The 26,600-nt window shown below is 47.4% G+C and carries 24 protein-coding genes; 7 read left to right on the forward strand and 17 right to left on the reverse strand.

What is annotated here, in order from left to right; translation table 11 throughout:
* Position 1: 1 nt before the first annotated feature.
* Together ACP26N_RS08840 and ACP26N_RS08845 are read right to left on the reverse strand one after the other, a co-directional pair.
* The gene (locus ACP26N_RS08840) at positions 2 to 586 is read right to left on the reverse strand and encodes a DapH/DapD/GlmU-related protein (RefSeq protein WP_370528929.1); all 585 of its coding nucleotides are present in this window, start codon (positions 584 to 586) and stop codon (positions 2 to 4) included.
* Positions 583 to 1,320 carry an SDR family oxidoreductase gene (locus tag ACP26N_RS08845; RefSeq protein WP_188004433.1) on the reverse strand — a complete coding sequence of 246 codons (738 nt, stop codon included), beginning with the start codon at positions 1,318 to 1,320 and terminating at the stop codon, positions 583 to 585. The genes ACP26N_RS08840 and ACP26N_RS08845 overlap by 4 nt, the downstream gene beginning before the upstream one ends.
* 112 nt (positions 1,321 to 1,432) lie before the next feature.
* Between ACP26N_RS08845 and ACP26N_RS08850 the strand changes: the two genes are divergently transcribed.
* Positions 1,433 to 2,317: a LysR family transcriptional regulator gene (locus ACP26N_RS08850; protein WP_426353572.1), complete on the forward strand. Its 885-nt coding sequence runs from the start codon at positions 1,433 to 1,435 to the stop codon at positions 2,315 to 2,317.
* A gap of 68 nt (positions 2,318 to 2,385) precedes the next feature.
* Here ACP26N_RS08850 and ACP26N_RS08855 read toward each other — a convergent pair whose 3' ends face one another.
* The 5 genes from ACP26N_RS08855 to ACP26N_RS08875 form a co-directional block, all read right to left on the reverse strand.
* Entirely contained in the window at positions 2,386 to 4,446 is a 2,061-nt protein-coding gene (locus ACP26N_RS08855) for a beta-galactosidase (protein WP_426353573.1), read from the reverse strand.
* Positions 4,447 to 4,490: 44 nt separating this feature from the next.
* Complete coding sequence (locus ACP26N_RS08860) at positions 4,491 to 5,339, reverse strand: sugar ABC transporter permease (protein ID WP_114595678.1); 849 nt, start codon at positions 5,337 to 5,339, stop codon at positions 4,491 to 4,493.
* Between the two features lie 5 nt (positions 5,340 to 5,344).
* Positions 5,345 to 6,601 carry a carbohydrate ABC transporter permease gene (locus tag ACP26N_RS08865; RefSeq protein WP_214854398.1) on the reverse strand — a complete coding sequence of 419 codons (1,257 nt, stop codon included), beginning with the start codon at positions 6,599 to 6,601 and terminating at the stop codon, positions 5,345 to 5,347.
* A 57-nt stretch (positions 6,602 to 6,658) separates the two neighbouring features.
* The gene (locus tag ACP26N_RS08870) at positions 6,659 to 7,933 is read right to left on the reverse strand and encodes a sugar ABC transporter substrate-binding protein (protein WP_426353575.1); all 1,275 of its coding nucleotides are present in this window, start codon (positions 7,931 to 7,933) and stop codon (positions 6,659 to 6,661) included.
* Positions 7,934 to 8,063: 130 nt separating this feature from the next.
* Positions 8,064 to 9,056 (reverse strand): LacI family DNA-binding transcriptional regulator, encoded by a 993-nt coding sequence (locus ACP26N_RS08875; protein WP_426353577.1) that lies wholly within the window; start codon positions 9,054 to 9,056, stop codon positions 8,064 to 8,066.
* Positions 9,057 to 9,232: 176 nt separating this feature from the next.
* On the opposite strand from ACP26N_RS08875, the gene ACP26N_RS08880 reads away from it, so the two are divergent.
* Positions 9,233 to 10,141, forward strand: a complete 909-nt coding sequence (locus ACP26N_RS08880) for a hypothetical protein (protein ID WP_426353579.1) — start codon at positions 9,233 to 9,235, stop codon at positions 10,139 to 10,141.
* Between the two features lie 87 nt (positions 10,142 to 10,228).
* Here the strand turns inward: ACP26N_RS08880 and ACP26N_RS08885 are convergent, their stop codons facing one another.
* From ACP26N_RS08885 to ACP26N_RS08895, 3 genes are all read right to left on the reverse strand, one after another.
* The gene (locus tag ACP26N_RS08885; protein WP_426353580.1) at positions 10,229 to 10,624 is read right to left on the reverse strand and encodes an RDD family protein; all 396 of its coding nucleotides are present in this window, start codon (positions 10,622 to 10,624) and stop codon (positions 10,229 to 10,231) included.
* 107 nt (positions 10,625 to 10,731) lie between these two features.
* Positions 10,732 to 10,929: a hypothetical protein gene (locus ACP26N_RS08890; RefSeq protein ID WP_131503682.1), complete on the reverse strand. Its 198-nt coding sequence runs from the start codon at positions 10,927 to 10,929 to the stop codon at positions 10,732 to 10,734.
* Between the two features lie 312 nt (positions 10,930 to 11,241).
* Positions 11,242 to 11,826 (reverse strand): hypothetical protein, encoded by a 585-nt coding sequence (locus ACP26N_RS08895; RefSeq protein ID WP_251138723.1) that lies wholly within the window; start codon positions 11,824 to 11,826, stop codon positions 11,242 to 11,244.
* A gap of 217 nt (positions 11,827 to 12,043) precedes the next feature.
* Between ACP26N_RS08895 and ACP26N_RS08900 the strand changes: the two genes are divergently transcribed.
* A complete protein-coding gene (locus ACP26N_RS08900) occupies positions 12,044 to 12,976 on the forward strand; it encodes an alcohol dehydrogenase catalytic domain-containing protein (RefSeq protein ID WP_426353581.1) in 933 nt (310 codons plus the stop codon).
* Here ACP26N_RS08900 and ACP26N_RS08905 read toward each other — a convergent pair.
* The 4 genes from ACP26N_RS08905 to ACP26N_RS08920 all read right to left on the reverse strand — a co-directional run bounded on the left by ACP26N_RS08905 (position 12,941) and on the right by ACP26N_RS08920 (position 16,517).
* On the reverse strand, positions 12,941 to 13,585 hold the full coding sequence (locus tag ACP26N_RS08905; RefSeq protein ID WP_426353583.1) for a hypothetical protein: 645 nt from the start codon (positions 13,583 to 13,585) through the stop codon (positions 12,941 to 12,943). The two genes, ACP26N_RS08900 and ACP26N_RS08905, sit on opposite strands and share 36 nt — an antisense overlap.
* A 12-nt stretch (positions 13,586 to 13,597) precedes the next feature.
* Positions 13,598 to 14,329, reverse strand: coding sequence for a DUF5694 domain-containing protein (locus tag ACP26N_RS08910; protein WP_131972597.1), 732 nt, complete (start codon positions 14,327 to 14,329; stop codon positions 13,598 to 13,600).
* A gap of 179 nt (positions 14,330 to 14,508) precedes the next feature.
* Positions 14,509 to 15,867, reverse strand: a complete 1,359-nt coding sequence (locus ACP26N_RS08915; RefSeq protein WP_426353585.1) for a phenylacetate--CoA ligase family protein — start codon at positions 15,865 to 15,867, stop codon at positions 14,509 to 14,511.
* A gap of 260 nt (positions 15,868 to 16,127) precedes the next feature.
* The gene (locus tag ACP26N_RS08920) at positions 16,128 to 16,517 is read right to left on the reverse strand and encodes a hypothetical protein (RefSeq protein WP_131503677.1); all 390 of its coding nucleotides are present in this window, start codon (positions 16,515 to 16,517) and stop codon (positions 16,128 to 16,130) included.
* A gap of 198 nt (positions 16,518 to 16,715) precedes the next feature.
* On the opposite strand from ACP26N_RS08920, the gene ACP26N_RS08925 reads away from it, so the two are divergent.
* Positions 16,716 to 18,176: an NAD(P)H-binding protein gene (locus ACP26N_RS08925; protein WP_188004445.1), complete on the forward strand. Its 1,461-nt coding sequence runs from the start codon at positions 16,716 to 16,718 to the stop codon at positions 18,174 to 18,176.
* A gap of 266 nt (positions 18,177 to 18,442) precedes the next feature.
* Positions 18,443 to 22,030 carry a dynamin family protein gene (locus tag ACP26N_RS08930; protein ID WP_426353588.1) on the forward strand — a complete coding sequence of 1,196 codons (3,588 nt, stop codon included), beginning with the start codon at positions 18,443 to 18,445 and terminating at the stop codon, positions 22,028 to 22,030.
* Between the two features lie 56 nt (positions 22,031 to 22,086).
* On the opposite strand, the gene ACP26N_RS08935 is transcribed toward ACP26N_RS08930, so the two are convergent.
* The 3 genes from ACP26N_RS08935 to ACP26N_RS08945 form a co-directional block, all read right to left on the reverse strand.
* Positions 22,087 to 23,040 carry a LysR family transcriptional regulator gene (locus ACP26N_RS08935; RefSeq protein WP_131972593.1) on the reverse strand — a complete coding sequence of 318 codons (954 nt, stop codon included), beginning with the start codon at positions 23,038 to 23,040 and terminating at the stop codon, positions 22,087 to 22,089.
* 14 nt (positions 23,041 to 23,054) lie between these two features.
* Positions 23,055 to 24,011 carry a magnesium/cobalt transporter CorA gene (gene corA, locus ACP26N_RS08940; RefSeq protein ID WP_131503673.1) on the reverse strand — a complete coding sequence of 319 codons (957 nt, stop codon included), beginning with the start codon at positions 24,009 to 24,011 and terminating at the stop codon, positions 23,055 to 23,057.
* A gap of 112 nt (positions 24,012 to 24,123) precedes the next feature.
* Positions 24,124 to 24,672, reverse strand: a complete 549-nt coding sequence (locus tag ACP26N_RS08945; protein WP_114595662.1) for a hypothetical protein — start codon at positions 24,670 to 24,672, stop codon at positions 24,124 to 24,126.
* A 270-nt stretch (positions 24,673 to 24,942) separates the two neighbouring features.
* On the opposite strand from ACP26N_RS08945, the gene ACP26N_RS08950 reads away from it, so the two are divergent.
* Together ACP26N_RS08950 and ACP26N_RS08955 are read left to right on the forward strand one after the other, a co-directional pair.
* Positions 24,943 to 26,043, forward strand: coding sequence for an FAD-dependent oxidoreductase (locus ACP26N_RS08950; RefSeq protein ID WP_165871611.1), 1,101 nt, complete (start codon positions 24,943 to 24,945; stop codon positions 26,041 to 26,043).
* A 99-nt stretch (positions 26,044 to 26,142) separates the two neighbouring features.
* Entirely contained in the window at positions 26,143 to 26,481 is a 339-nt protein-coding gene (locus ACP26N_RS08955) for a hypothetical protein (protein WP_131503671.1), read from the forward strand.
* Positions 26,482 to 26,600: the final 119 nt, after the last annotated feature.

A 26,600-nucleotide genomic window follows, 5' to 3' on the forward strand; every position in this document is an offset into this window, starting at 1 on the left:
GTCAGTCCTCCGATTCATCGATATAACGGATGATTCGCGCCGGAGTGCCGGCGACAATCGCCAAGTCCGGTACATCTGTTGTCACGGTCGCATTTGCTGCGACAATCGCATGTTTACCGACGGTCACGCCCGGCAGAATCGTTGCCCCTGCTCCGATCCAGGCATTTCGTTTCAGGTGAATCGGTTTCACCGACAGCCCCCGCCGTTTCGACGGACTGACCGGATGATTGACGGTCAACAACTTGGCAAACGGACCGATCAGCACATGATCATCAATTTGAATCGAACCGAGATCCGTCAACATGACTCCGCGGTTGATGAAGATGTCTTTCCCAAGTGAGATATGCCGTCCAAAGTCTGTATAAAACGGGGGTAAGACGACAACACTCTCATCCACCGGCTGACCGATCAGCTCGCCCAGCGTCTCGCGAAACTCGGCCGGAGACAACAGGTGCTGATTCAACCGGTGGAGCAGTCGTTCCCCGTCCCGCTGTACGGCATGAATTTGCTCGAATACGGCATCGTGTGACTCGACCAGCCGATTTTCGATTTGATGGTAGATCGATGAATGCTCCATCCGCATCACACTTGTTGTTGCGTCGGACGGATGATTAAGTTGCTGATTGAGACACGGTCCGGTGTATCGATGGCATACAGGACGGCTTGGGCGACATCTTCGCTCGTCAATCCCCACTCTTGTTGCGCTTGACGCAGTGACTCGCCTGTTGCTTGATCTCTGATCGTCGTATACAATTCCGTCTGCACGGCTCCCGGTGAAATGATTGTCGATTTGACATTATTTTCGCATTGCTCCTGACGTAATCCTTCCATAATTGCCCGGACGGCAAACTTCGTCCCGCAATAGACGGCGGATTCCGGATAGACGACATGTCCCGCAACCGAATCTGTCGCAATGATATGACCGGACTGTTGCTGTTCCATGATTGGCAGTGTCGCGGTAATTCCGTTCAAGACGCCCATCACGTTGATGTCGAGCATGTTTTTCCAGTCCTCCCGGTGTCCGGCCGCAAGCGGAGCGGTCGGCATGATGCCGGCATTGTTGAAGAGAACATCAATCCGTCCGTAGACGGCTTTTGCTTCCTCGACGACGGCTTCAACCTGATCGAATCGGGTGACGTCGGCCTGTTTGATTTGAATATACGCTTCAGGATAGGCTTCCTGAATGACTTGTAACCGCTCGATTCGACGGGCGGCGAGCATTAATTTGGCTCCGCGTGACGCGAGCAGTCGTGCCGTCGCTTCGCCGATTCCGCTTGACGCGCCCATGATGACGATGACTTTATCCAGTGGTGTGTTCATTTGTATTCCTCCTCTTAGTTGTTGCTTGTCTACAAGGTTACGAGTATTCACCTTTCATGTCTAATGCTAATATGAAATCATTAATCATAACTAAAACGCATAGGAGGACGTCATGGAAATTCAACAATTACGTTATTTTTTAGCAGTCGTCGAGGAAAAAAACATCACCCGGGCGGCCCGGATTCTTCGGATTTCTCAACCTGCACTGTCCCGTCAACTCCAACGGTTAGAAGACGAATTGGCCGGTCCGTTGTTCGACCGGACTCCGGGAGGCATCGTCCTGACGGAAAGCGGGTACTATTTGGCGGAACGGGCGCGCGAACTTGTGACGCTGGCCGATAAAATCGTCATCAATCTTGTGACCGAGGAAACGTTGCGTGGCGAACTTTATATCGGCGGCGGTGAAACGGAAAGTCTGTTGCCGGTCATCCGGTCATTCAAACAAATGCAATCACAGCATCCGGACGTCACGATTCGGATTCACAGCGGGAACGGTCAGGATATTCTGGATAAGCTCGATAAAGGAATTCTGGATTTCGGACTGGTCATTGAACCGTTTGACGTCAAGGCCTATCATTACCTGAAACTGAATCAGCCTGATCAATGGGGGATTTTGACACGGCGCGATCATCCGCTCGGGCAACAGGCGACGGTAACGGCAGACGATTTACGGGACCTCCCGTTAATCGTTTCGGAACAACTCCAAGGAAATCGGACGTTCGCGGAACGGACCGGTTTGGACTGGGACACGGTCCATATCGTCGGAACATACAACCTGCTGTTCAACGCTTCGCTCCTCGTCAAGGAAGGAGTAGGTCATGCTTTGTGTCTCGACCGCATCGTCAATACAAGCGGAAGTGAACTCATCTTCGTCCCGCTGACGCCGGCGCTTACCGCCAACACCTACTTGATTTGGAAAAAACAAGCGGTCTTGTCGCGTCCGGCTAAAACACTGCTCGAATGGATGAGCTTTCCACAAGAGAAAACTACCTTTTAACGGCCATACCAAAAAACGGCTTTTCGGACAGAAGTTATTTCTGTCTGAAAAGCCGTTTTTGATTACATTCATATTTGATCGCGATTCTTCCGTTCAACGATCTTGACTTCATAGGGGGCAAGTATCAACTGACTGCTGATCTCCGTTTGTGTCGCAGATTCCAGCAACGGCTCGAACAGTTCAATCGATTGCTCGACTTCGGAAAAGTTCAGGATGAATCCGTAATCTGTCTCCTGACCGCGACGTACTTGAACGGATACTTCCGTTCTGTGCGATGTCGCGAGCGGCGCCTCGATCCGTAAGCGATCCGTCAGCAATGTATACAGGTCACGCTGGAAGGCTGTCTCGAGTCTCCCACCGATATACCAGGCTTCTCCTTGTCCCAGCCGATGTTTCGTCACGGCCGGCGTATGACGATAAAAGTCATCGGTATAGCTGCCGACGATTTCCGCTTCGTCAACCTGAATGACCGTCGCATAATCCTTCAGTTCATACCGTTTACCGGCAAACGTCACCCCGTTCCGGTCATTCGGATAGAGGGTATCCGTTTCGAGTGGCGTCAAACCAAACAGCGTTTTCAGTTCACCCGGCCACCCGGCATACGCCAAATCGTGTTCGTCGACGAGACCCGTCATGTACGTCGTGACTAACGTCCCACCCTGTTCGACAAAACGCTGCAACCGCTCCAGGATCGTCGCACTGACTAAATACAACATCGGCACGATCAACAGGTTGTAAGCATCAAACGGCTGTTCCTTCGTGATGACATCGACCGGAATATCCTGCTCGTAAAAAAAACGGTAATGTTCCTGAAGGGTTTGCGGATACTGTTTCGTGTCGTTTGCGAACCCTTGGGCATCATTTAAGGCCCAGTTGTTTTCCCAGTCGTAAAGAATCCCGACCTCTGCCGGACGCGTCGTGCCGACGACGCCGTCCAGTTGCTCGAGGGTCCGTCCGACTTGGGCGACTTCCTGAAAGACCCGGTTCTGCTCTGACCGGTCATGATCGACGACCGCCCCGTGGAACTTTTCCGACGAGCCGCGGGATTTACGCCACTGGAAATACAGTACGCTGTCGGAACCGTGGGCAATCATTTGCAGCGAGGACAACAGATGCATGCCCGGACGTTTCGCTTTATTGACGGGATGCCAGTTGACGGCACTAGGTGTCGATTCCATCAAGAGGAACGGTTGCTGCTTCAGACTCCGGAACAAGTCATTGATGAATCCGACCTTCATCGCTAAATTGGCGGTCGTCTCCCAGTCGTTGTGCCAGGTCGGATAGGCATCCCAACTGACGACATCGACATTCTTCGCGAATCGACTGTAGTCGAGGGCCTGAAACGGAATCAAGTCCTCTGTATCCGCCATGAAATTAGTCGTAATCGGAAGTGCTGGCGTCAATTCGCGTAAGGGGACGCTTTCCTGCTCAAAAAAGGAAATCGTTTGATCCGTCACAAAGCGTTTCCAGTCCAGATTCAGACCATGGACCATGCTTTCGCCGATCGGTGACGGCGACTCGATTTGCGACCAATCATCAAACGTATGACTCCAAAAGGCACTCCACCACGAGGCATTCAACGCTTCGAGCGACTCATACTTCACTTTCAGCCAGTCGCGAAAGGCTTCCTGACAAAGCGGACAATGGCACTCGCCGCCGTACTCGTTCGAAACATGCCACATCAACAGCGCTGGATGATTCCCGTACCGTTCGGCCAACAAACAGTTTATTTGCTGCGTTTTCTTTCGATACACCGGTGACGTCAGACAGTGATTATGACGCCCGCCGTGGAGCTGTTTGACACGCCGCTCATCGACACGCAGGACTTCCGGATACGTTTGCGATAACCAGGCCGGACGCGCCCCGCTTGGTGTCGCGAGGATGACCCGGCCCCCGTTCGCATGAATATCGTCAATGATCCGGTCGAGCCAGTCGAATGTGAACTGATTTTCGGTCGGTTCGAGCGCACTCCAGGCAAAGATACCAACCGAGTACGTATTCGTGTGCGCGAGACGCATCAACCGTAAATCGTCCTGCAAGACGTCCGGGACATCGAGCCACTGATCCGGATTATAGTCCCCGCCATGCAACAGATGCCTGGCCTTTGATGTATAGATTTTTCGTCCCATTATTAAACTCTCCCTCACTCACCAATTTAGCTGTTCTTTCTCTCTTACCCTTTTGTTCCCCCGGCCGTCAGTCCGGACACAAAATGTTTTTGCAGCAGGACAAACAGAACCGCGACCGGGATGCTGATCAAAATCGCTCCGGCAGCAAACGTCGTATAGCTCGCTCCCATCGCTTCGTTGACAAGATTAAACAGTCCAATCGGCAACGTATACGCTTCCTGCGTCCGTAAAATTGTCGAAGCCAGCACAAAATCCCCGAGTGGTCCCGTAAATCCATTCATCGCGACCACGGCAAGCATCGGACGACAGAGCGGTAAAATAATTTGGATGAAAATCCGGGTATGACCGGCGCCGTCGAGTTTGGCACTTTCATCGAGATCGACCGGAATTGAATCCATATATCCTTTCATCAAGTAGGTATTCATCGGAATTTGCCCGCCGATATATAACAGAATCAGCAGCCAATGACTATTCATCATGCCAAGTAGCTGGGCCAGCACGAACAGGGCAATCAAGGCTGAAAACTGCGGAATCATCTGTAACAGCAAGAACAACGTCAAGGCTTGCTGGCGTCCTTTGAAGCGAAACCTTGAAAAAGCATAGGCTGTAAAAGAAACACTGACAACCGTCCCGAGCATCGTAAAGAGACTGATTTTCAAAGAATTCATATACCAATGACCGTATTGCAGACTTTCTTTTCCGGCAAATAATTCCCGGTAATGATCAAGTGTTGGATTTTTCGGAATGATCGATGTGCTGACTAAACTGTTGCCCGGATTAAAGCTCGCACCAATCGTCCACAGGAGGGGATAGATGATGCAGGTCGCAACGAACAGCAGAATCAAATAGGTCAGCGTCAGACGAACCGTCCGTGTCTTGTTTCCAGTCGCCATCCCGATCACGCTCCTTCCTTAAAGGCGTTCGTACGTCTAAACTGCCATAACGCAATCGCGATGACAAAAATCGACAGTAAGATTGTCAAGGCGGCCGCTAACGCATATTGACCGGACTGCATCGTCAATTTATATATCCAGGAGACGAGAATATCCGTTCCGCCGGCATTGGAACCGGGTACGGACGGTCCGCCCCCGTTAAAGAGATAGATGATATTAAAGTTATTGAAATTAAACGTGAACTGGGTAATGATGATCGGCGACATTGCAATCAGTACCATCGGCATCGTAATATGTCGAAACTTCGCAAACATCGACGCCCCGTCAATCGTTGCTGCTTCGTATAAATCATCCGGAATTGATTGCAGGACACCTGTCGTCACTAAAAAGACGTACGGGAATCCGAGCCATCCCTGCATAAAAACGAGGGCAACACGTGTCCACTTCTCATCCGTTAACCACGGGACCGGATCAAGACCGAACAGAGACAAGATGTCCAGATTGATGGCACCGAAGCTGTCATTAAAGAGTCCGGCAAAGACAAGAATCGTCACAAAACCAGGAACCGCCCACGGCAAGACGAAAATCGTCCGAATGACACGTTTGAACTGGACCTCTTTTTGATTGACGAGTACTGCTAAAAAAATACCGAGCGACACTTGTAAGGTCGAGGCGACCAAGGTCCAGACAATTGTCCAAGACAACACATCAAAGAACGTCGACCGCCAAATATCAACTGTGAAGATTTGAGCAAAGGTAGAAAATCCGACCCAATCCGCCAGTTTGGCAGGCGGGGAATGGTACAAATCATAATTCGTGAACGCCAAGGCGAAACTGAACAAAATGGGAAAGATTACGGCAAAGATCAATAGAAACAACGAAGGTCCGCTGACTAAATAGGGATAACCCTGATCCATTAAATTCCGATAATCCGACCACAAAGAATCCGGTCGGACGCCTTGATCCCGCTTTTCTCCATTACGGTAGGCGTCCCGTAAATTAAATACATACAGACCGATCCCAAATAACAGGACGATGATCGCGATGATGCCTTGTGCCAACAAAAAAATCGAGTTGTCGCGTGGCACTTCTGTTCCGAGTGTTACGATTCCCCATAGCCCCATGTTGAGCAGATCGGCGAACGCTATCCAAAAGGCAATGCTGACTGCGAGCAAGAGTCCGCCTTTCATCCATTGCCGGTGATACAATTGGCCAAGTCCTGGAATGATTGATAACATCAATCCAATTTTCCGGTGTTGCACGTCCTTCACCTCTTTACTAGAATCTCCGACTGTCAGGCATTGTCATATTAAACACGGTTATTTCGTTCCGTGTTTCGCCTTAATCTGACCGTCAATCGTCTTGACGGCTTGCTTCATCGCTGCTTCCGGTCCCGCTTTTCCGGTCGCAATCGTTTGAAGGGCGGCATCGACCGGCTTCCAGACTTCATTCATTTCAGGGATGTTAGGTGTCAACTCGGAAAATTTCGATTGTTCGGCGACTGCCTGTGCGGCCGGACTTTTCGTCACAGCCGGATCCTGTGCCAACGCACTGACGGCCGGGACTTCTTTTGTGATTTCAAAACGCTTTTTCGAGTTTTCTGCATTCGTCAAATAAAGCGCCAGTTTGCTCGCAAGCTCCGATCGTTTGGAATAGGCACTGACATTATAACTTTTGACGCCGATGAAAGAACTCATATTTTTCCCGTTTTCAAGTTCCGGCAGTTTTGTGATACCGAAATCAATGCCGGCTTTCGTAAACGGCTCGACATTCCAGGGACCGGAGATGATGGCGGCTGCCTTCCCTTCCGTAAACAAGGATTCCAAAACATTGATGCCCTGCTCCCCGATGATACCTGCCGGGAATAATTTTTCCTGATAGAACTTTTGAATATAGGACGCACCTTTGATGGCTCCGGTATTCGCAAGACCGACTTCTTTTGTCTGGTATTTTCCTTGATTATCTTGTTTGAAAATATAACCGCCATATCCACTTAAGACACTTTGGGCATAATAGATTTGATCAAATAAAGCGAGGAACCCGAACGATTGCCCAGTTGTCGTTTTTTTCGATAAGGCGTACCATTCTTCCAGTGTTTTCGGTAGCTTGTCTTCTGAGACCAGTTTTTTGTTGTAGTATAAAACCGTCGTTTCCACCGCTTTCGGGACACCGTAGAGTTTTCCGTTCACTTTTTGCGAATCAAGGGCAACATCGGTATAAATCGACTGGACCTCTTCCGGGACATTCATCTCTTTGATGATTCCTTCCGTTACCGCTGTGCCAATCTGATCCCCCGGCATCGTCAACAAATCAGGACCTGTACCAGCCGGACCATCTAATCGTAAATCCTCGATTTGCTTAGCGTACGGTTTTTCGATGACCTGTACGTCGACATCGTTGTCCTGTTCGAATTTTGAAACGATGTCTTTGATTCCTTCGCCTTTTTCAATGTCTTCCCAGACGATCAGCTTCGCTTCTTTATTTGATGATTGTTCCTTGTTTCCCTGCGCTTCTTCCCCAGGACCACACGCCGCGAGCGAAACCGTTAACGCCAGACTACTCAGGACCGTCATATATGTAATGGTTTTTTTCATCTACTTTTTCCTCCTGTGGATCATATTATGAAAAGATTAAAACACTTTTTGTAAGCGCTTTAATAATCAAAATATAGCACCACAAGAAAACATTGTAAATAAATTTAGTAAAAAATTTTACTAAATTTATTTACAATGTACTTTTCCGTCTAATTAATTCAGCACCGATGTAAACGGTTTTGACCACTTTTCGTTTCTTCAAAATTCGTTCCAACAACAATTGAATCGCATTCTGACAAATTTCCTCCAAGTCGATGCGGAACGTTGTCAAAGGTGGTGATACATATTTTGAGATGCTTGTATCATTGACACTGATCAGACTGACGCGTTTCGGAATCTCGATTTGCTGTTCATTCAAGACTTGTAAGCAACCAACCGCAATCGGATCCGCCGCGACATAAAAAGCTGTCGGCAACTCTTCCCCGAGCTGTTGAACCGCTTGATTCATCAAGTAATAACCGTTATCGACCGAAAAACCCCGCCGGCAAAAGATGAACTCTTCACGCAATAACTGACGTTCTTCCATTGCTTGGCGAAATGCCCGTTCCCGCCCATCCATCTCTTCTGTATCCGCATCCTGGTTGTGATACGTTCCACCGATAAACCCAATCTTCTGATGTCCTTGTTCAATCAATACTTCGACTGCCTGCCGGGTAATTTGTGCAAGATCCGGACGAACGGAGTCGTAATACGCCGGATCCGGCGTGGAATCGATGAACACGCCATGCGGTGTCAATTCCCTCAAATATTCCAACTCACGATTCATAAAGGAACCGACAGCAATAAACCCGTCGATATCAAGTGGAATTTTCTCAATTCCCCCCTCTAGTTTGTAGGTCGTCAACTCAATATTGTTTTCACGTGCTTTTTTTTCAATTTCAACCCGCATCGTTTGAAAATAGACGTCTTCGAGCTCTTCGTTGTCAGTCAGCCAGTATAAAAAAGCAATGTTTTTCACGAGCGTTTTCAGTGTTTTTTTTCGGTACCCGACCTCGTCTGCCACTTCAAAAATCCTGGTCCTCGTCTCTTCTCCCACCGATAAAGTCGGATCATTATTTAACACACGCGAAACCGTCGAAATCGAACATCCGGCTTCTTTCGCAATATCTTTAATCGTTGCCATCATCCATCCATCCCTATCTCCAGTTAATTTTATAGTAAATAATTTTAGTAAAAAGATTATTATCTTAAACTTTAATTATGGTAAAATTAAATAAAAAAGTTTACTTAATTTGTAGCTTCACATTTATTATACCGTTAAAAAGCGTTTTATTTCACTTGAAAAGAGGAGGAAAGAAAATGCAGATCGAAATTGATCAATTGACGGATGATCAGTCGAAACAATATCGATTGAAAAACAATCGAGGGATTGAAGTCAGTATTTCGAATAGAGGAGGCAGAATCGACCGGTTGTTAGTTCCTGACCGGAATGGTCATCAAGAAGATATCATCTTCAGCGGCTTTTTTAGGAAGTCGGATGCTTTTGATTCTTCGATTCTTACCGGCGTATCCGGGCAGGTCTATGACGTGTCGTCCGGTACAGTTCGCCATAGCCACTTAGCATTACATGATTTCGTGTTCAATGACGGGGAAAGGTTTACGACGACACGACAAGCAGGACTCCGTCTGTCAACGGAAATCGTAGTCGAGGATCAGAGCATCGACCTCAATATCCTTTACTTACTGACAAATGATAATCAATTGACGATTCACTATGTCGCAACGACAAAACAGCCGCTTCGCCTCTCATTGTCCCTTCCAATTTTCTTTAACTTAAGCGGTAATTGTAAAGAGAGCATCACACAACATGATTTAAAATTTTCGAGTTCTCATTTCCTTCATCCAGCGCCGACGCTTTTAATCGATCCCTTGTTCACACAAACGAAAGGAACAGACTTTGATTTTCAGTTAGGGCGCCGGTTAAACCAGTTCTTTTCAAACAAAACACCGTCCATCCACCAGTTCGATACGTATTTTTTGTTTCATCAACAACCGGTCATCTCTATTCACGAAGCGGTAAGTGGTCGGTGGATGACGATCGAAACCTCTCAACCCGGATTTGTTTTGTCGGCCGCATCGAATAACGACCGGATTTCATCCTATTTTGGTATTTGTTTTGATTCATCCCCTTTTGTACTATCTTCTTTTATCAACCAAGACTCTCCTTATTCGCAACACATCACCTATTCTTTCAGTACTACGTATTAACTGACGTTCTCATTCAAACAGACGAGGGTAGCAGAATTCACATCTGCTACCCTCGCCTTTCTATTCTTTAGCCCTGACTCAACGACTTCATTTTACCGTCCGGACTACCCGCGTCTGCGCGAATTCATCTTCCGGCAAGACGGATCCATCCTGCCAATATACTTCCCGATTTTTCCAGCCTTTAATCGGAGCAATCGTCTCCCGGTACACAATCCGTTTCGCAATCTGTTTGATGGCGAGCGGCTGGCCGTTCTCGCTGACGACCTGAATTTGAAACAGACGTTGCCCGACGGTTTGTCCGCTACCTGTTGACAGTTGGACCGTCTCAATCAAAAAATTAACGACCGGCTCCGTAATGAGTGAATGCACTGCTTTGTTCTTGATACGCTTCAATACCGTTTTCTCGAGCACACCGGAAACCATCCCTTGTACAACTAAGTCGACAACTCCCGCTCCGATTCGACGTTTTAATAATCCATCCATGTTCAGTTCCTCCTTTTTTTCAATTCCACTGACATTATCTCCTTCGTGATGGAAACAAAAAAACCTTTTTTAAAACGGAGATCTCCGCTTCAAAAAAGGTTGTCTCTTCACGCATACAACAGGACAATCCCGCCCAAACCGAACAGACAGCCACCGTACAGGACGGCTGCCAGTCGTTTACCGGATATCGGGATGTCTCGACGAACAAAGAGACGTCCGTACCTTACAGTCAAAACAATACCGATAATGAGTGCTGCAAGCGCAAGATTCGGTATATCAAGAACCGTTAAATACCAATTCAACATCTTCCCCATCCTCTCCCGTCGACTATTATGTATGTCCCCTGTCGGCCCAGCCACGCGGTACTCCTAGAGGCAACAAACAAGTCCTCTCTATTACCATGTTCTCGTGGATTTGATCCTTCTTTATTCGTTGAAGGTTCTACTTTAATGCTCTGAGCGTTCACCTTTGTTCGTTGTCGGTTGAGCTGTCAACGTTGAACTTTCACGTCAGGTTCCGGATAGAACCGATGTGAGGTGCCAGTGCACCGTTGTTTTGTTATCGCACAAAACAAGCGTGTTTGGTCACAGGAGTATCAGGCAAACAGGGGATGTTCCTCAGGCGAAAATTTTGGTCACTGTGTTGCTTTCCGATAACGTAAAATCCACTTCCGTTTCAAACGTATCAATCGTCTCATCGAGTTCAGCAATGACCTGACGCAGGTTCGACGGATCAATCAGATTCGGCTCCAGCCGCTCGAGGAACAGACGGCGTGACTTTTCCATCTCGTCCGCATTCCCTTTTTCCCGCGACCCGTATGTCGCTTCGATATGGCTGTCCGCCCGCCGTACGACGTCTTGCCGTTCCGTCTCAATCGTCTGTTCGACTTGTCGGAGTTGTTCGCGTAACGTCTGCAACAGTTGACGTTCATAGACAAGACCGGTATCCCGACGGTCAATCGCCTCTGCGACGGTCATCTCACGCCCCTCCATCCGGACGATCGTCACGGCATTCGATGCCGTGATAGAAGACTTAATCCGGTTCCGGCGCTCCATTAAATCGCGGACTGACTGAAGGTTCGCTTTCGCTTCTTCCGCAAATACCACGACAGACGGATATCCTGCAGGTGCCTGACTGCCACTTTGCACACCGATAAACGATTTCGTCTGCGCTTTTTGAATCCGTTTATCTAAATTCTTCAACTCTACTAATCCACGATGGATGGACATTTCGATTCGTTCGATGAGGACCACACCCTTTTCTGATTCCATCTTTTTTTCAGAATAACATATCCTGAATTGGAAATGGATCCTCATCCGACAGTTTCCACCTTACAAAATTGTCATATTTTTAATCTGACAAGGGATTATTTACCTTATACTAGAAGAAGACGATTTTTTTCAGAAAAGAGGTTTTTTAATGCATCAACACCGATTACAGGTTACGGCAGCCCGGTCTGTCACCTGGACCAGACACCACCTTCCTCCGGTCCAAGAACACGAACTGCTTGTCCGGACGATTGCCGGCGCGATCAGCATCGGGGCTGAACTGCCGCAAGTCCGGGGCGACGACCCCACTGATCCGTCTCCAGCCTATCCGAAAGAGACCGGCTACGAAAGCTACGCCACCGTTATCGCTGTCGGAGATCAGGTCACCCGGTTTCAAGTCGGCGACCGCCTGCTTGCATTTTACGGACATCAGGATATCGCACTCGTCGAAGAAGCCAAAGCCATTCCTGTTCCGGACGGCATATCCGCCAAACTCGCATTGCTGAACATCCTATCGTGCGATGCCGCGAAAGGCGTCCGGAAACTAGCGCCACGAACGACAGATTCGGTGCTTGTGACCGGAATGGGTGTCATGGGACTGCTGACGGTCTTCTATCTTCGGCACTATTACCGTGTAAAACGGATTGTCGTATCCGATCCTAATCCGGTCCGAACATCGCTTGCCCTGTCACTCGGGGCGCATACTTTGTACTCAGACACTGATCCATTCGTCGAGACGTTTACACATGCACTGGAATGTTCCGCACGCCAGGACGCTTTCGCCTTATTGCAGGAAAAGCTTGTTCCCCATGGACAGCTCTGCATTCTTTCAGACGGGAATCACGAGACCTTATCGTTGACTGCCGCCTTTTACGAAAAGGAATTGCGGCTGATCGGCTCAAGTGACGGCTGGGATTATCAGGACCATGCCGCATGGTTTTTTAAGACGGCACCACATGTCCCGCAGCTCGAACGACTGTTTGAACAAACAGTTGCTTCTCAGGATTTAGCCGGATGTTTCGAGAACTTGCTGACAGACACGACGCCTTTAAAGGTTTTCGTCACGTACCCGTCCACTGATTAACGCGAGCGGACTCACGGTCCGGACTTCAAGACCGTTTGGATCCTGCCCAGGCAGCGTAGGCGTTCCGGAAAACACAGCCTGTCTGAAATGCATCCGTTCCGCTACAATCGTCGTAATTTCCGGAACAGACCGATCCAGTAATTGAGACAACAGCTTCTTAAGACCTGGTGTCGACGTCGCAATGTCGAGTTGCAGCAGTTGGTCACCCGTTTCTGACTGGACGGCATCAGGATGGGTCTGCAGTTCGATCCGGAAACCAAACGGTGTCTGAATGAACGTCCGGCGTTCGTTTGCCTGGACCGTTAATCCGACCGCTTCCGCCCGGCCGAGGATCTGCAGCCGGTCGGCTTCTGTCACGAGAAATCCGATATGATCAAACATCACCTTTTTTCCGTAACCGAACGTCATGTTGATCGCTCCGCGTTTCATCTCAATGATCCGAAACAGAATCGGTTGCTCGCGGAAATCATCCCAGTCGAGCGGAGGATCAAACGAGGTGAACGCTCCTTCGTATCTACCAATCCGTTGTGTCACCTGAAAACCGAGCTGCTGATAAAACCGTTCCGTTTCTTCAACGAAAGGTGTCCATAGATGATAATGAAATAACATATGTATCTCTCCCTATATCATGATATCGTCAAGCGTCAAAAGATTAACCTCGCCACTCTCCGTTAGCAACTGTTTTAGCAAGTGGACGTGTGCAAGACCATAGATGATGACAACCTGCTCATCTTGTCCTGTAAGGCATGCAAGGATATTTTTAAAAATCATCAGGTTGCGATAATACCAATATCGCGATACCCACTCCATTCCAGGTTCACCAAGACAAGCAAGTTTTAAATAAGTCTGATGCATCTCCTGCACCCGTCCATCTGTGTTAATTGTTTGTAGAAAAGAAAGCAACGGCAGTTCGGCAAATTCTTGTTCCATCTGTTGCATTCGTTTTGTCTCCTTGGAAATGATTTCGTCAAATCGTTCAGGCTTTTCCTCTCTAAGCTGTCCAAGCGATGGTATCCCGTCAAGCAACTGATTCCAATCAATTGCTTGAATTAAATTGAGACCAACTTGGGATGCGAGACGAAAACCCAGCTGGTGCCGTTCATCCGCGGTCAGCGTCAAGTTGCCAGCACGATACGCCGCGTATTCATGCGTCAAATCCTGTTGGTTCTCCAATTGCGTTTCCAGCATGATTTTTGTCGGACGAAAGTTAGACAGGACACTCAAAACATCCTTAACTTGTGTTTGCCGGTCCGGTGTCAGGACTGAATTACCTTGTAGATGAAGCAAATCACCGTTATCCGGACGATCAAAATGTATACATCCAAGCAGTAAGACATTGGCGCGTGACCTCATCTCAATCCCCCTTTCTTAATTCTCTTCTCACATATTACAACAATTGTCAAAAAAAACCATACCCCATAAAAAATATCCGACAAAAACACGGATCCTCATTTGGATCCGCGTTACGATTACATCATTACCTTTTTTGAAAAGAAAGGTTAATCTGCCAGCGTTTTTTACGTTTTGAATTTTCAACTGGTCTCCGGTAACAATTGTTTGATTAACAACGTTTTCCCGCTGATTTCTTTCGGAATTTCCGGAACTGCCCGTAACAACACTTCCATTTGTCCGCCAAACAACCGCTTCAAGACGAAGTACAGTTCCTTTTCGTGTTCTTCTTTAAAACAACGTTCATCCGGTACGTACAGCATGACGATTTCTTCCTTGTCGGATTGAATATATTGGACCCGTTCGATACAGTTCGGGAAAGCGCGAACGATACCGGCCAGTTCTCCCTCGAAAATCCGATGACCGTCTTTCAGTTGAATGAAACTTCGTCCCCGTCCGTCAATTGACGCGATGACCGGTCCGTCGTGCCCGCACTGGCACGTTGTTTCACTCAGCGTCATACGATCTCCAACACGGTACCGGACGAGCGGAGTGCCGTGTGTATCAAAGCTCGTCACGAGAATCTGACCATCTTCTTCAACCTCAATGATGCCCATTTCATAGTGCAGATGTTTTTTACCATAGCGACATTCTGCAACGATAGGTGCTCCCTCGGATGAGGCATACTGATCAAAAATCGGCGCATGAAACACTTCCTCAATCAATTGGCGTTCCGCCGGCGTCATCATTTCCGCCGTCGGGAAAATCGCCTTCGGGCGGAACGTACACGGAATATTGTATTTTTTGGCATGACGGGCCACTTCGATCATGCCTGAAGGTAAACCATCGATTGATTCCGGGTTAAACCGGTTCAATTGTTCGATGTACGAGGCTGCCGTTTGTGGATTAATATTTTTTATCGTAAACAACATCTGATTGATCGTTTTATTCATCCGCCAATACACCGGTGCTTTTTGTGATTCTGCCGCTAACGTCTGAGCCGTGAAGCTGGCGCGTCGCATGCCGCGTTCAATCCCGTGTGTCCACTTAAAGTAGTCGAGATGCGCCATCCGGATCTGCATATCTTCTTTTGTGTAATGGACTTGAATCGACTTCCCTGTCGTCCCGCCTGTTTTCCCGAGGATCGGCGCCCGGATTTTAGCATGGACGTCTGCATTACGCGTCCGGAGGATTTCCTTGCTCAATATCGGAATTTGCTTTAACTCATCCAATGCCTGGAGCGGTAATCTGATTTGATGTTGCTCGAACAGCTCTTGATAATAGGAACTGTACGTCTGGCAAAATAGCAGAAATTGATTCAGTCGTGCCAGTTGTTCCACTTGCGCATTCGTCCGAAAACGTTCTTTTTCCTTCAATTCTTGTAACCGTTTTTGATAAACCGGACCATATCGTTCCTGGTAGAGCATGCGACCGTAAACCGTCGTTAAGATATTTTGAAGAAAAATCGGTGAATGAAAGTAAATCGATTGCTTGAGCTGCATACGCTCACTCCTCTCATATCCCAGTCAGAAATTTCAGTTGTAACGTCAGCCATTTCCTGTTACTTACATCTTATTTCCAGTGTTTCACCTGTTCAATCAAATCTTAATAAACAAGCTTAGCTTTTATTCGGATACCGTTTTATGATAATAAACTGATATCACAAACATCTTTTAACGATTCTTCCTTTATTCTTTTTCTTTTACTGTTTTCGGTGAAAAAAAACAAAAAAAGAGGCTATTTCAGCCTCTTTGAACCGTCATCATATTTTTCGTTCCCCCAGCTCTTCGTCTGTCCCAAACATCCGCACCTGAATCGCTCCGAGCACGAGCTTTAACTCTTTCGGGTTCAACTGGTCGATGATTTCGATTACGGTCAACGTCGTACGACCGTTATACAGTTGTACCAAAAGCTGACGTTCCACATCGATCATCCGGTCATCAATCGGTTCAGCCAACATTTCCTGATAAAAAAACTCACCCGTTTCCGGAAAAAAATAATCACTGAACAATTGCATCAATTGTAGATTCCCCGTTGCTAAAAACAGGATTGCCTGAAACGGCGTTTTCGCCCGATTCCGTGTACTCAAGCGTTTTAAAATCATCTGATACCGCTTATTGTGTTGATCATCTAAGAAACAGACTGGATTCATATTCGCCCTCTCCTTAAATTAAAAAGTAAGTAGTATGTACCTGGAAAACGATAATTCGCCTTCACTCATTTGATCTCTTTTTCTTTTTCCCTGTTTTTCACACATCAAGCCTGTTATCTCATGAAAACATCTGAAGGGATTACGAATGGTTTGATTCGGGTAAATTCAACAAGTAATGCCAATCGAGGGGGAAAACATATGACGCAAACACGCAAACGCCTGGCACTTGCAGGTGCAACCGGATATATCGGACACAATCTCTTAAACGAACTCAAGAAAAAATATAACGTCATCGCTTTGTCACGAAACGGGGACGATAAGGACGACGAATCCCATGTCGAATGGCGCTCGTGCGACTTGTTTTCACTCCAGGATACAATCGACGGATTAAAAGGGGCGGATATCGCCATTTATTTGGTCCACTCCATGATGCCGTCCGCTAAATTGACACAAGGGTCCTTTGAAGATATGGATTTGATTTTAGCCGACAATTATGCCCGCGCTGCCAAGGAAAACGGCATTCAGCAAATCGTCTATTTAAGTGGGATCATTCCGGAGGAGACGGAAGAATTGTCGCGCCACTTGAAAAGCCGCTTGGAAGTCGAACGTGTTCTCGGTGCTTACGGGACACCGGTAACGACAATTCGTGCCGCTTTGATTGTCGGCCCAAAAGGGTCTTCCTTCCCGATTTTATCGAAGCTCGTCAAACGACTTCCTGTCATGTTGCTACCAGAATGGACACGGAATCAGACACATCCCGTCGCATTGCCGGACGTCATTCATGCGCTTGGAGCAAGTGTCGGACGGGAGGATCTGAAAGACCGTGCCATTGATGTCGGTGGTCCGGAATCGATGACCTATAAGGAAATGATTTTAAAAACCGCAGAAGTCATGGGGAAACACCAACCGACGTTTGACATCCCTTTGATGACGGTCAAACTGTCCCGCCTTTGGGTGACGTTAGTTTCGGGCGAACCAAAAGAGACGGTCTATCCTCTTGTCGAAAGTATGGTTCATAAGATGGTCGCAGATCCAGATAAGATGGTCGATGGCATCAGCGACGGGAAAATCACGTTTGAAGAATCTGTCCGCATGGCGTTAAAAGAAGAGCAGGAAGAAAAGGACCAAAAGAAACAGAAGAAACAGTCGGGTCATTCCTCTCAAAAAGAGGAAGCGCTTGATGTGCGATCCGTTCAGCGCGTCCGCTTGCCGGAAGGTCGCGATGCCAACTGGGCAGCCGATAACTATGTATCGTGGCTTTCCTCTTTCGCCAAGCCGTTCCTGACTTCAAGCATTGCGAATGAGACCGTCGTAAAGATTCAAGTGCCGTTCGTCGATGCACCGCTTCTTGAATTAACAAAAGATCCGTTTCAGGATGCCGAGCAAGCGACGTACCGGATTACCGGCGGACTGTTTGCACAAGTTCAGGAAGGCAGCAAAGGGCGGATTGAGTTTCGACAGATTCCAGGATCCCAGGAGTGCCTGATTGCCATTCATGAGTATGTACCGGCCTTACCGTGGATCATTTACAAATCGACGCAGGCCAACATTCACCTGCTCGTCATGTACCTGTTTAAACTCCACCTTCTACGTCTGATGCAGACAACGGAACAATCTCCGGACGAATCGGAAATGATTGTCCCTGATACAACCGGATGATTTTCATAAAAAAACGTCACCATCGAGCAGATTGAATTCCTTATTTCTCAGGAATTCAATCTTTTTTTATTCCTCACGAATTTACTGTCCATGACCGATGAATTGGATTGAATATGCTCTTTTTTCATCATATACTATTTTGCAGAATTCGTAAGTCTTGAAGGTCCTTTTCACACTCGGTTGTAGAACTTACGGATGAACAGATGACGGAACCAAAATAAGCGTGATACACTGAAACTGGATTGTAAGAAAGGGGTTTCACACGTATGCGCTCATTTGAAGAACGGTTAACAAATCACATTGAAGCGACCGCGCTTCTCACGACATTGATTCAACCCTCGTCGGATCAACTCCGACTCGACAAATTAAATAAATTTTCCGAAAAACTATTAAAACGCGAATTTACGATTGCTTTCGCCGGTCATTTTTCTGCCGGGAAATCCAGCATGATCAATGCCTTGACGGGCGAGTCCATTTTACCGACCAGCCCGATTCCGACCAGTGCCAATATCGTCACATTACGTCGGGAGGAGCAGGATGCGGCCATCGTCCATTTTCATGATCGTCCTGCCGTCCAGTTGGCCGCAACCGACTTACCGCATCTTGAGACATTAGGACGGGACGGCACCGTCGAACGGATCGATATCACACATGCCGGTTCAAGCTTACCGGAAGGACTCGTTTTAATGGATACGCCCGGTGTTGATTCCGTCGATGACGCCCACCGGATTTCCACGGAGTCAGCTTTACACTTAGCGGACATGATTTTTTACGTCATGGACTACAACCATGTCCAATCCGAATTGAATTTCACTGTCACCCGTGAATTGTTGACTTCCGTGCCTGAATTGTATTTGATCGTCAATCAAATCGATAAACACCAGTCCGGCGAACTATCGTTTGCCGCCTTTAAGCGTTCGGTCGTTCAGTCATTTGCAACCCATGGCGTCGAGCCTAAAGGAATTTTCTTTACGAGCTTACGGGAAGCGGATCATCCGGAAAATGATTTCCTGACCGTTAAACAGCTTGTCGACCAAAGCATTCGTGACGTCCAGCCGAAATTATTGCAATCAGCTGTTACGACACTGGAGTCCTTACACGCCGAACACGTATCGTATCTTGAAACACGCATCGAAGAAGCGGTCCAGTCGACGGACGAACTCATCACTTCGTCAGAGCGGCAACACTCCGAAGCCTTGTTTGAACAGTTGCATCAGCTCGATTTGCAACTCGAACTGATGGCACCGGAACAGTGGGTCAGCCGTTTTTCACAGCACCGGGAAAGCTTATTGCGCAATGCTACACTAATGCCGTTTGAGCTTCGTGAAAAAATGCGAACCTTTTTGGAAACACGACAAGCATCCTTTAAAGTCGGGTTTTTCAGAAGTGCCAAAAAGACGCAGATCACCCAGCAACAGGTCGCGGACGAACTCATACGGGCGTACCGCTCCGTTACGACATCTGAAATCGCTTTGCATCTGCGGAAGTTGATGAAACAATCTTTAGCGGAAGCCGGCCTCTTATCTGATCAGCACACGATGCAGATTGATACCTATCCACTCGACCCGCCACTCCGCGTCATCGAGGATGCCGTCCAGGAAGGTATCACGATTACCGGTGAGTCAGTCCTCCAGTTTACGAATCGTGTCGTCAGTTTGACGGTCGACTGGTATACAAAAGAGACGAACCGCTGGCGTGACAGCATTCGAACAGAACTGGAACAGACAGATGGCAACGTCAAACAGGACTTGCTGACGGAACAAGCCGCATTACGCCAAAAATGTGAGCTGTTGAAAACCGAAGCCGACTCCCGGCAATTGCTCCAAATGTATCTTGAACAGGCGGACTCGCCGACGAACCAACAACTGGAAACGGCTCGACAACAGGTCTTGAAATGGCAACAGGAACTGAGCCAAGCCGAGCAAGCGTTAGTTCCGTTCCAGCCGCAGGAAGTAATCGAGGAAGTCGCCGTTGCTGAAGAAGCAACTCTTTCACAAGACGTCGAGGAGACACGGGCTTATACGTTGGAAGACATACAACAGATCCAAACGATTTTAGCATCCGTTTCCGGATTCGAAGACACGGTCGCCTACCTGCAAGACAAACTGAACCGTGTCTCCTCCAGTACGTTCACGATTGCTTTGTTTGGTGCGTTCAGTGCCGGCAAGTCGTCGTTTTGTAATGCGTTACTCGGACAACCGGTCTTGCCTGTCTCACCTAATCCGACGACCGCTTCGATCAACCGGATCAATCCGGTCAGTACGGTACATCCGCACGGTACTGCGACGATCCGCTTTAAGTCGGAACAGGAACTCGTCGACGAATTAAATGACCTGCTTCAGGCTTTTGACGTGACGATTACGTCCTTGCAGGAAGCAGCACATTGGATTGAATCTCAACCGGACCATACATTGCGGGATACCTCTTTTTTACGTGCCTTTTTAACAGGGTATCCGTCTGTTTCGCCGTTCGTCGGAACGATACAAACCGTTGATCAAACGACGTTTACGGACTATGTCGCACAAGAGCATCTCAGTTGCTTTGTTGATGTCATCGATTTGTACTTCGATAGTCCATTGACCCGCCTTGGGATCACTCTCGTTGATACACCGGGTGCCGATTCGATTAATGCCCGTCATACCGACGTTGCCTTTGACTACATCAAAGATGCGGACGCTATCTTATTCGTGACGTATTTCAATCACGCCTTCGCCCGTGCCGACCGTGAGTTTCTGATTCAGCTCGGTCGTGTCAAAGATGCGTTTGAACTGGACAAAATGTTTTTCATCGTCAATGCGATTGACCTGGCACAAAACGACACTGAAAAACAAGCAGTCCTGCAGTACGTCGGGACTGAATTACAACGGTTCGGTATTCGGTCGCCTCGTCTGTTCGGCGTCTCAAGCCTTCACGCATTAGCCGAGAAGCAGATGGACCGCACGCTGGATTCAGGTCTGCCAGTCTTTGAATCCGCCTTCCATCAGTTCCTGGAACGGGATCTCAAAGGACTGGCCGTTCAAGTATTGTCGGAAGAAACGGAGAAAACCGTCCATCGTTTACGCCAATTGATGGAACAGACCGAATTCAACATCGCCCGAAAAGAAACACGGCTAGAAGAACTGGACGACTTGAGTCAGACGATCGACACACACTTTTCAGACCGGCGGACCGATTTACTCCGTCATGCCTTATTCGCTGAAATTCATGAACTGTTACATCATGTCAACCAACGGATCTATTACCGTTTTCCGGATTTCTTTAAAGAAGCATATCATCCTGTCCGCTTCGCGAATGCCACAAAGCAGCAAGCCTTACACGAAGCATTGGTCGAGCTACTCGGCTTTTTGAAATATGATTTCGAACAAGAATTACGCGTGACTCATTTTCGGATTGACGGTTGGATCAAAACAGCTCTTGTCCAACGCTTCCAGGATGAAGAGCGGTATGCGACGAAGTTGAACCCTTCTTTCCAGCTTTCGCCGTTCGAAGCACCGGCGATGACATCCGTCCATTTTGAGGGTCCTTTCCAAGATGCGACACCGTACCAGTCTGTCAAACAGTATTTTCGTAATCCGAAAGCCTTTTTTGAACGGAATGAAAAAGAACAATTAAAAGATGCCTTGATGCAGTTGACGAAACCGGATGCGGCATCTTATCTTGAAACGGAAGAGCAGCGGTTACGCGAACTGGCGCAGCAACACATCGCCCACTTGCTCGACGAGATGTACACCGCGTTATCCGGAACGTTACAAAAACAAATCGAGATGGAACGAAACAGTTTGGCGACGACGGACCGACTCGAACAATTCAAACAAGCTTATTCGAGCATCAGCCATCTGAATCAAACCGTTTAATTTCCCTCCATGATTGGACCCATTCCTATACAAAGAACCCGAATCAGTTCCACTTCTTAGAAAAGAGGTGGCTGATCCGGGTTCTTTTTAACGCTTTCTCCACGATTGGACGGATGCGGCCAATAGGATTTAAAATAATGTAAGACATAGTCCTGGACGTGCCGCACGAGCGGACGCTGCTCGATTCCTGCTAAATGATTTAACGACACGTCCCATAGCATCGGGGGGTCAAACGGTAAAATCCGGATGTCTTCCGCATGATGAAATCGGAGAATCGGCTCCGGCAAAATCGACACGACGTCGAGTTCCTGCACCATGCCGATCAACAAATCCCACGCACCGGAAGTAAAAAAGATCTGCGGTTCGACTTGTACGTGCCGGAACTGGGATAAAATCTGATGATGCAGCATAAAACTATCATTGAGGATGACCAACGGTTCCGCTGAAAGATCACGGTAAGATACACTTTTGGCCTCGCTTAACGGATGGCTCGGTCTCACCGCGACGACGACCTCATCCTCGATCAATCGATACCGTTTTATGCCATAGGATTCCCCCGGTTCAATTAAAATCGCCAGGTCCAGTTCTTCGAGCAACAGGCGGCGCTTCAATTCAAATGCGCCTTCTTCGATGATTTCCAACTCAATCCCGGGATGTTCCGCCATCAATTTCGGAATCAGTTGCGAAAAAAGGACAGGCAAAATGACCGGTGGAATCCCCAACCGGACTTTCCCTCGGATGACACGCGACCGTTCGTGAAGATGTTCCATCATTTGTTGATGTCCGTGCAAAACACTCAGGGCATCCTCATAAAATTGCTGTCCGGCGTCCGTCAGACCGGTTAATCGTCCATGGTGACGCAAAAACAACTCTACCTGTTCCACCTCTTCAAATTCCCGCACCAGTTGACTGAGCGCCGGTTGTGAAATACGAAGATGCTTGGAAGCCCGTGTTAAATTGTACGCATGATCTACAATTGTCGTAAAAAATGTCAATTGCCGAATGTCCATCTGACTTCCTCCTCTTACTCATCAAACCAGTGATTTTTTCTGAAATATAGAATCATTCCCATCGCAATGACTGCCATCCCTCCCAGTGTGAAGAAATAGCCGAAACGCGTCGTCAGTTCGGGCATATGTTCAAAATTCATCCCGTAGATGCCGGCGATGAACGTTAATGGCATGAAGATGGTCGTAAAAATCGTCAACGTCTTCATGATATTATTCATCCGGTAGGAGTTGAGTGAAATAAAATTATCCCGGAATTCAGACGTCATTTCCCGGTTGTATTCAATCATCTCGTTCAGCTTAAGCAGATGATCATAAATATCCTGAAAAAACGCTTTTTTATTTGCATTAATCGCAAGCCGACGGGATTCAACGACCCGGTACAACAAGTCCCGCATCGGTAAGATGGTCCGGGCGACGACTAACAAATCGGATCGAATCTCAAATACATCTTCCATGATCCGTTTATCATTCCCGCGCTGTTCGTACCGTCCTTCCAGTGCAAAAATCTTATCTTCTAACGTATGAACAATCGGAAAGTAACCATCGACGATTTTATCCATGATTTTATGAACGATCTCAATAGTCCACTGTTCCGGATTATTATGTATACGCTGGAAAGCTTGAAACACGACATCGATTTCACTCGACGGCTCCTCGTGATAAGAAACGACATAATTCTCATTGGCGAACAGGTTAATCTCTTTTCCTTTGAGTGACTCCGTATCCAGGGCATGCAACACAAAAAAGCTGTATCCGTCGTAATATTCTAACTTAGGACGCTGCAAGTATTGAAAACAATCTTCAAGGGCCAACGGATGAAAATCAAAAGCGGACACCAGCTGTTGTTTTTCCTGCTCCGTCGGTTGATTAAAATCGACAAAATACCATTTGATACCGGGTGCGTGAAGACGATTTAAACTATCATCCACTAAAACCTGATGATCTGTCGTCACCATCAGACAGCGTATCATGAACATTCACCTTCTTTTCGTTACGGTTTATTCACACAGTATCGCAAACAATCCGCTCGATTTCCATAAAAAAAAGACTGCAGCCCTATTTCAGCACTACAGTCCCCCTGCTTTATCCCCGTTCGAAGTAAAAGCCATTCCAGTAGACATGACGATACGTAAATTCTTTACCACTTTTTGTTGTCACAAGCATTTCATCTTCCGAAACGACAGCAATCTTGACGGGGGTCTCTCCGTGATCGGTCAAAAAATTTAAAATCTCTAAATGTCGATTTAGCCATAACCGGCGGCGGAACCAACGGAACCGACTAAACGCAGCTGTAAAGTGTAAAATCGATAACAGCATGATGATCATCCCGAACGGTAACGGTACATCAAACAACGCAATTAAATAAAAATCCGCGATGATTAAAAAGACGGATAATCCCATCTCGGTCATCTCCATAAAAGACGCTTTATACGTGGCAAAATAGGTCATGACACGAAATAAAACGATGACCGTCAAATAAGGTACAAAATAAAGACGAAAAACGTTGTCCGACCCACTGTTGACATACATGAGCAAGGGCAGGAAGAAGAGCAACTTCCAAATTAGGATGGCAGAATAAAACAAAGTGTGATCCGTGTAGCGTTTGCGTACGATGGCGCGACTAATGTTCATTGCCTTCCCCTCCTTCAATGGTGACTACATGTTCGAGTCGATGATGTCGGGATCTAATGCCTATAAGGGTATGTTTCCTGATTGGACCGTTTCTAATCGTATATTTTGTGTGAAATATCGGTTTATATTCAGTATACGAAACATTTTGATAAATAGTTTTACTTTCCCATCATTCCCCATATTTATAATGTGCTGAATCGATCGGATTTGTCGTTTGTCTGTTTTTTCTTTACACTTGATACAGATCACTTTAGAAATGAGATGAAAAACATGTACAGCCATATCGTTGTCGGTGCCGGCATCCTCGGAACATCGACCGCTTATCATTTAGCGAAACAAGGTGCAACGGTCCTGCTGATTGACCGGAAAGAAGCCGGACGTGCCACTCATGTCGCAGCTGGTATTATCTGTCCCTGGATGACACAACGACGCAACAAAGCCTGGTATCGACTAGCCAATAACGGTGCTCATTATTACGATACGCTAATTCCAGAACTGGAAGCACTCGGTGAAACGAAGACGGGCTATCAAAAAGTCGGAACCATCGCCTTACATGAGACGTCAAAAATTGAAAAGATGCAGACGATTGCAGAAAATCGTTTCCCGGAAGCACCGGCGATCCAACAAATTGAACGGTTGACAGCTGATCAAGTCCGATCAATGTTTCCCTTGATTGAGTCGATTGAGGACGCCTTATTCGTCTCTGGAGGAGCCCGTGTCGACGGACGTGCCTTACGGGCAGCCTTAGAAAGCGGAGCAATCAAACACCAGGCTACCGTTCTTGAAGCCGATGCTTCGCTAGTCGTCGTCGACGGTCACGTCAAAGGGGTTCAAATCGGGCCCGACATCCATTATGCCGATCAAATCATCTTGACGGCCGGTGTCTGGATTAATGAATTACTCGAACCGTTGCAAACGCGTCTTGATATTCGTGCCGAAAAAGGACAGATTCTTCATTTGGATATTTCGAACGAACAATCAAAAGATTGGCCTGTCATCATGGGACAACGCGGTTTGTATCTCGTGTCGATCGAAGATGGAAAACTCGCACTCGGTTCGACGCATGAAAAACAGCTCGATTACAATCTTCAGCCGACTGTTAAAGGAATGTACGCCTTATTGACACGTGCCATTCCGGTCGCACCGGTACTGGAAGAAGCAAACATCAACGAAATGCGGGTCGGTCTTCGCCCGTATACGAGCAATTCCTTACCTGTCATCGGTCGACTGGCGACTCATCCGAATGTCCTTGTCGCCAATGGTCTCGGGGCTTCCGGTTTAACGATTGGTCCGTATCTCGGTCAGGAGTTATCCAAATTGGCATTAGGAAAAGATTTGGACATTGATTTGAACGATTATCTTTTGCAATAACCTGCTGATGATTCACATATCTCCATCTATAGTAAAGGTATACCCTTTCTAAAAGGGAACAAACGTTCTTATAAAATGAAATTCAAAGGAGTTTTGGATGTGCACCCGATAAAAGATATGGTGACCCCTGAACAATTCGAAACACTGGATATTCGCGTCGGCACCATCCGCTCCCTCCATGTTTCAGATGCAGAACCCGGCTTTTTAAATCTGTCGATTGTGTTTGGAGACTTTCAACAGGCCATATTTCTGGATTGGAAAGAATCCCGGTTCGAGTACGAAGAAATCGTCGGGAAACAGGCTTTGGTCCTGCTGAATGTTCCGGGAATCGTTGCCGGTACGACCGGCCGTGTTCTCGAACTAGGGACACAAGATCATCTGATGCCGGTACTAGCGTGTCCGGAACATCCGATTCCTGACGGTAGTCGACTGAGTTAACACAGAAAAGCAGAAGTCAGCAGACAACGCGCTGTCTTGAACGAAAAGAAGGAATCGCCATCGTCACAGATGAGCAATCCCTTCTTTTTGGCTTATGACACGGACTGATGTTTCAGCCC

This window comes from Exiguobacterium sp. R-39, assembly GCF_049942815.1.
Lineage (GTDB): Bacteria > Bacillota > Bacilli > Exiguobacteriales > Exiguobacteriaceae > Exiguobacterium_A.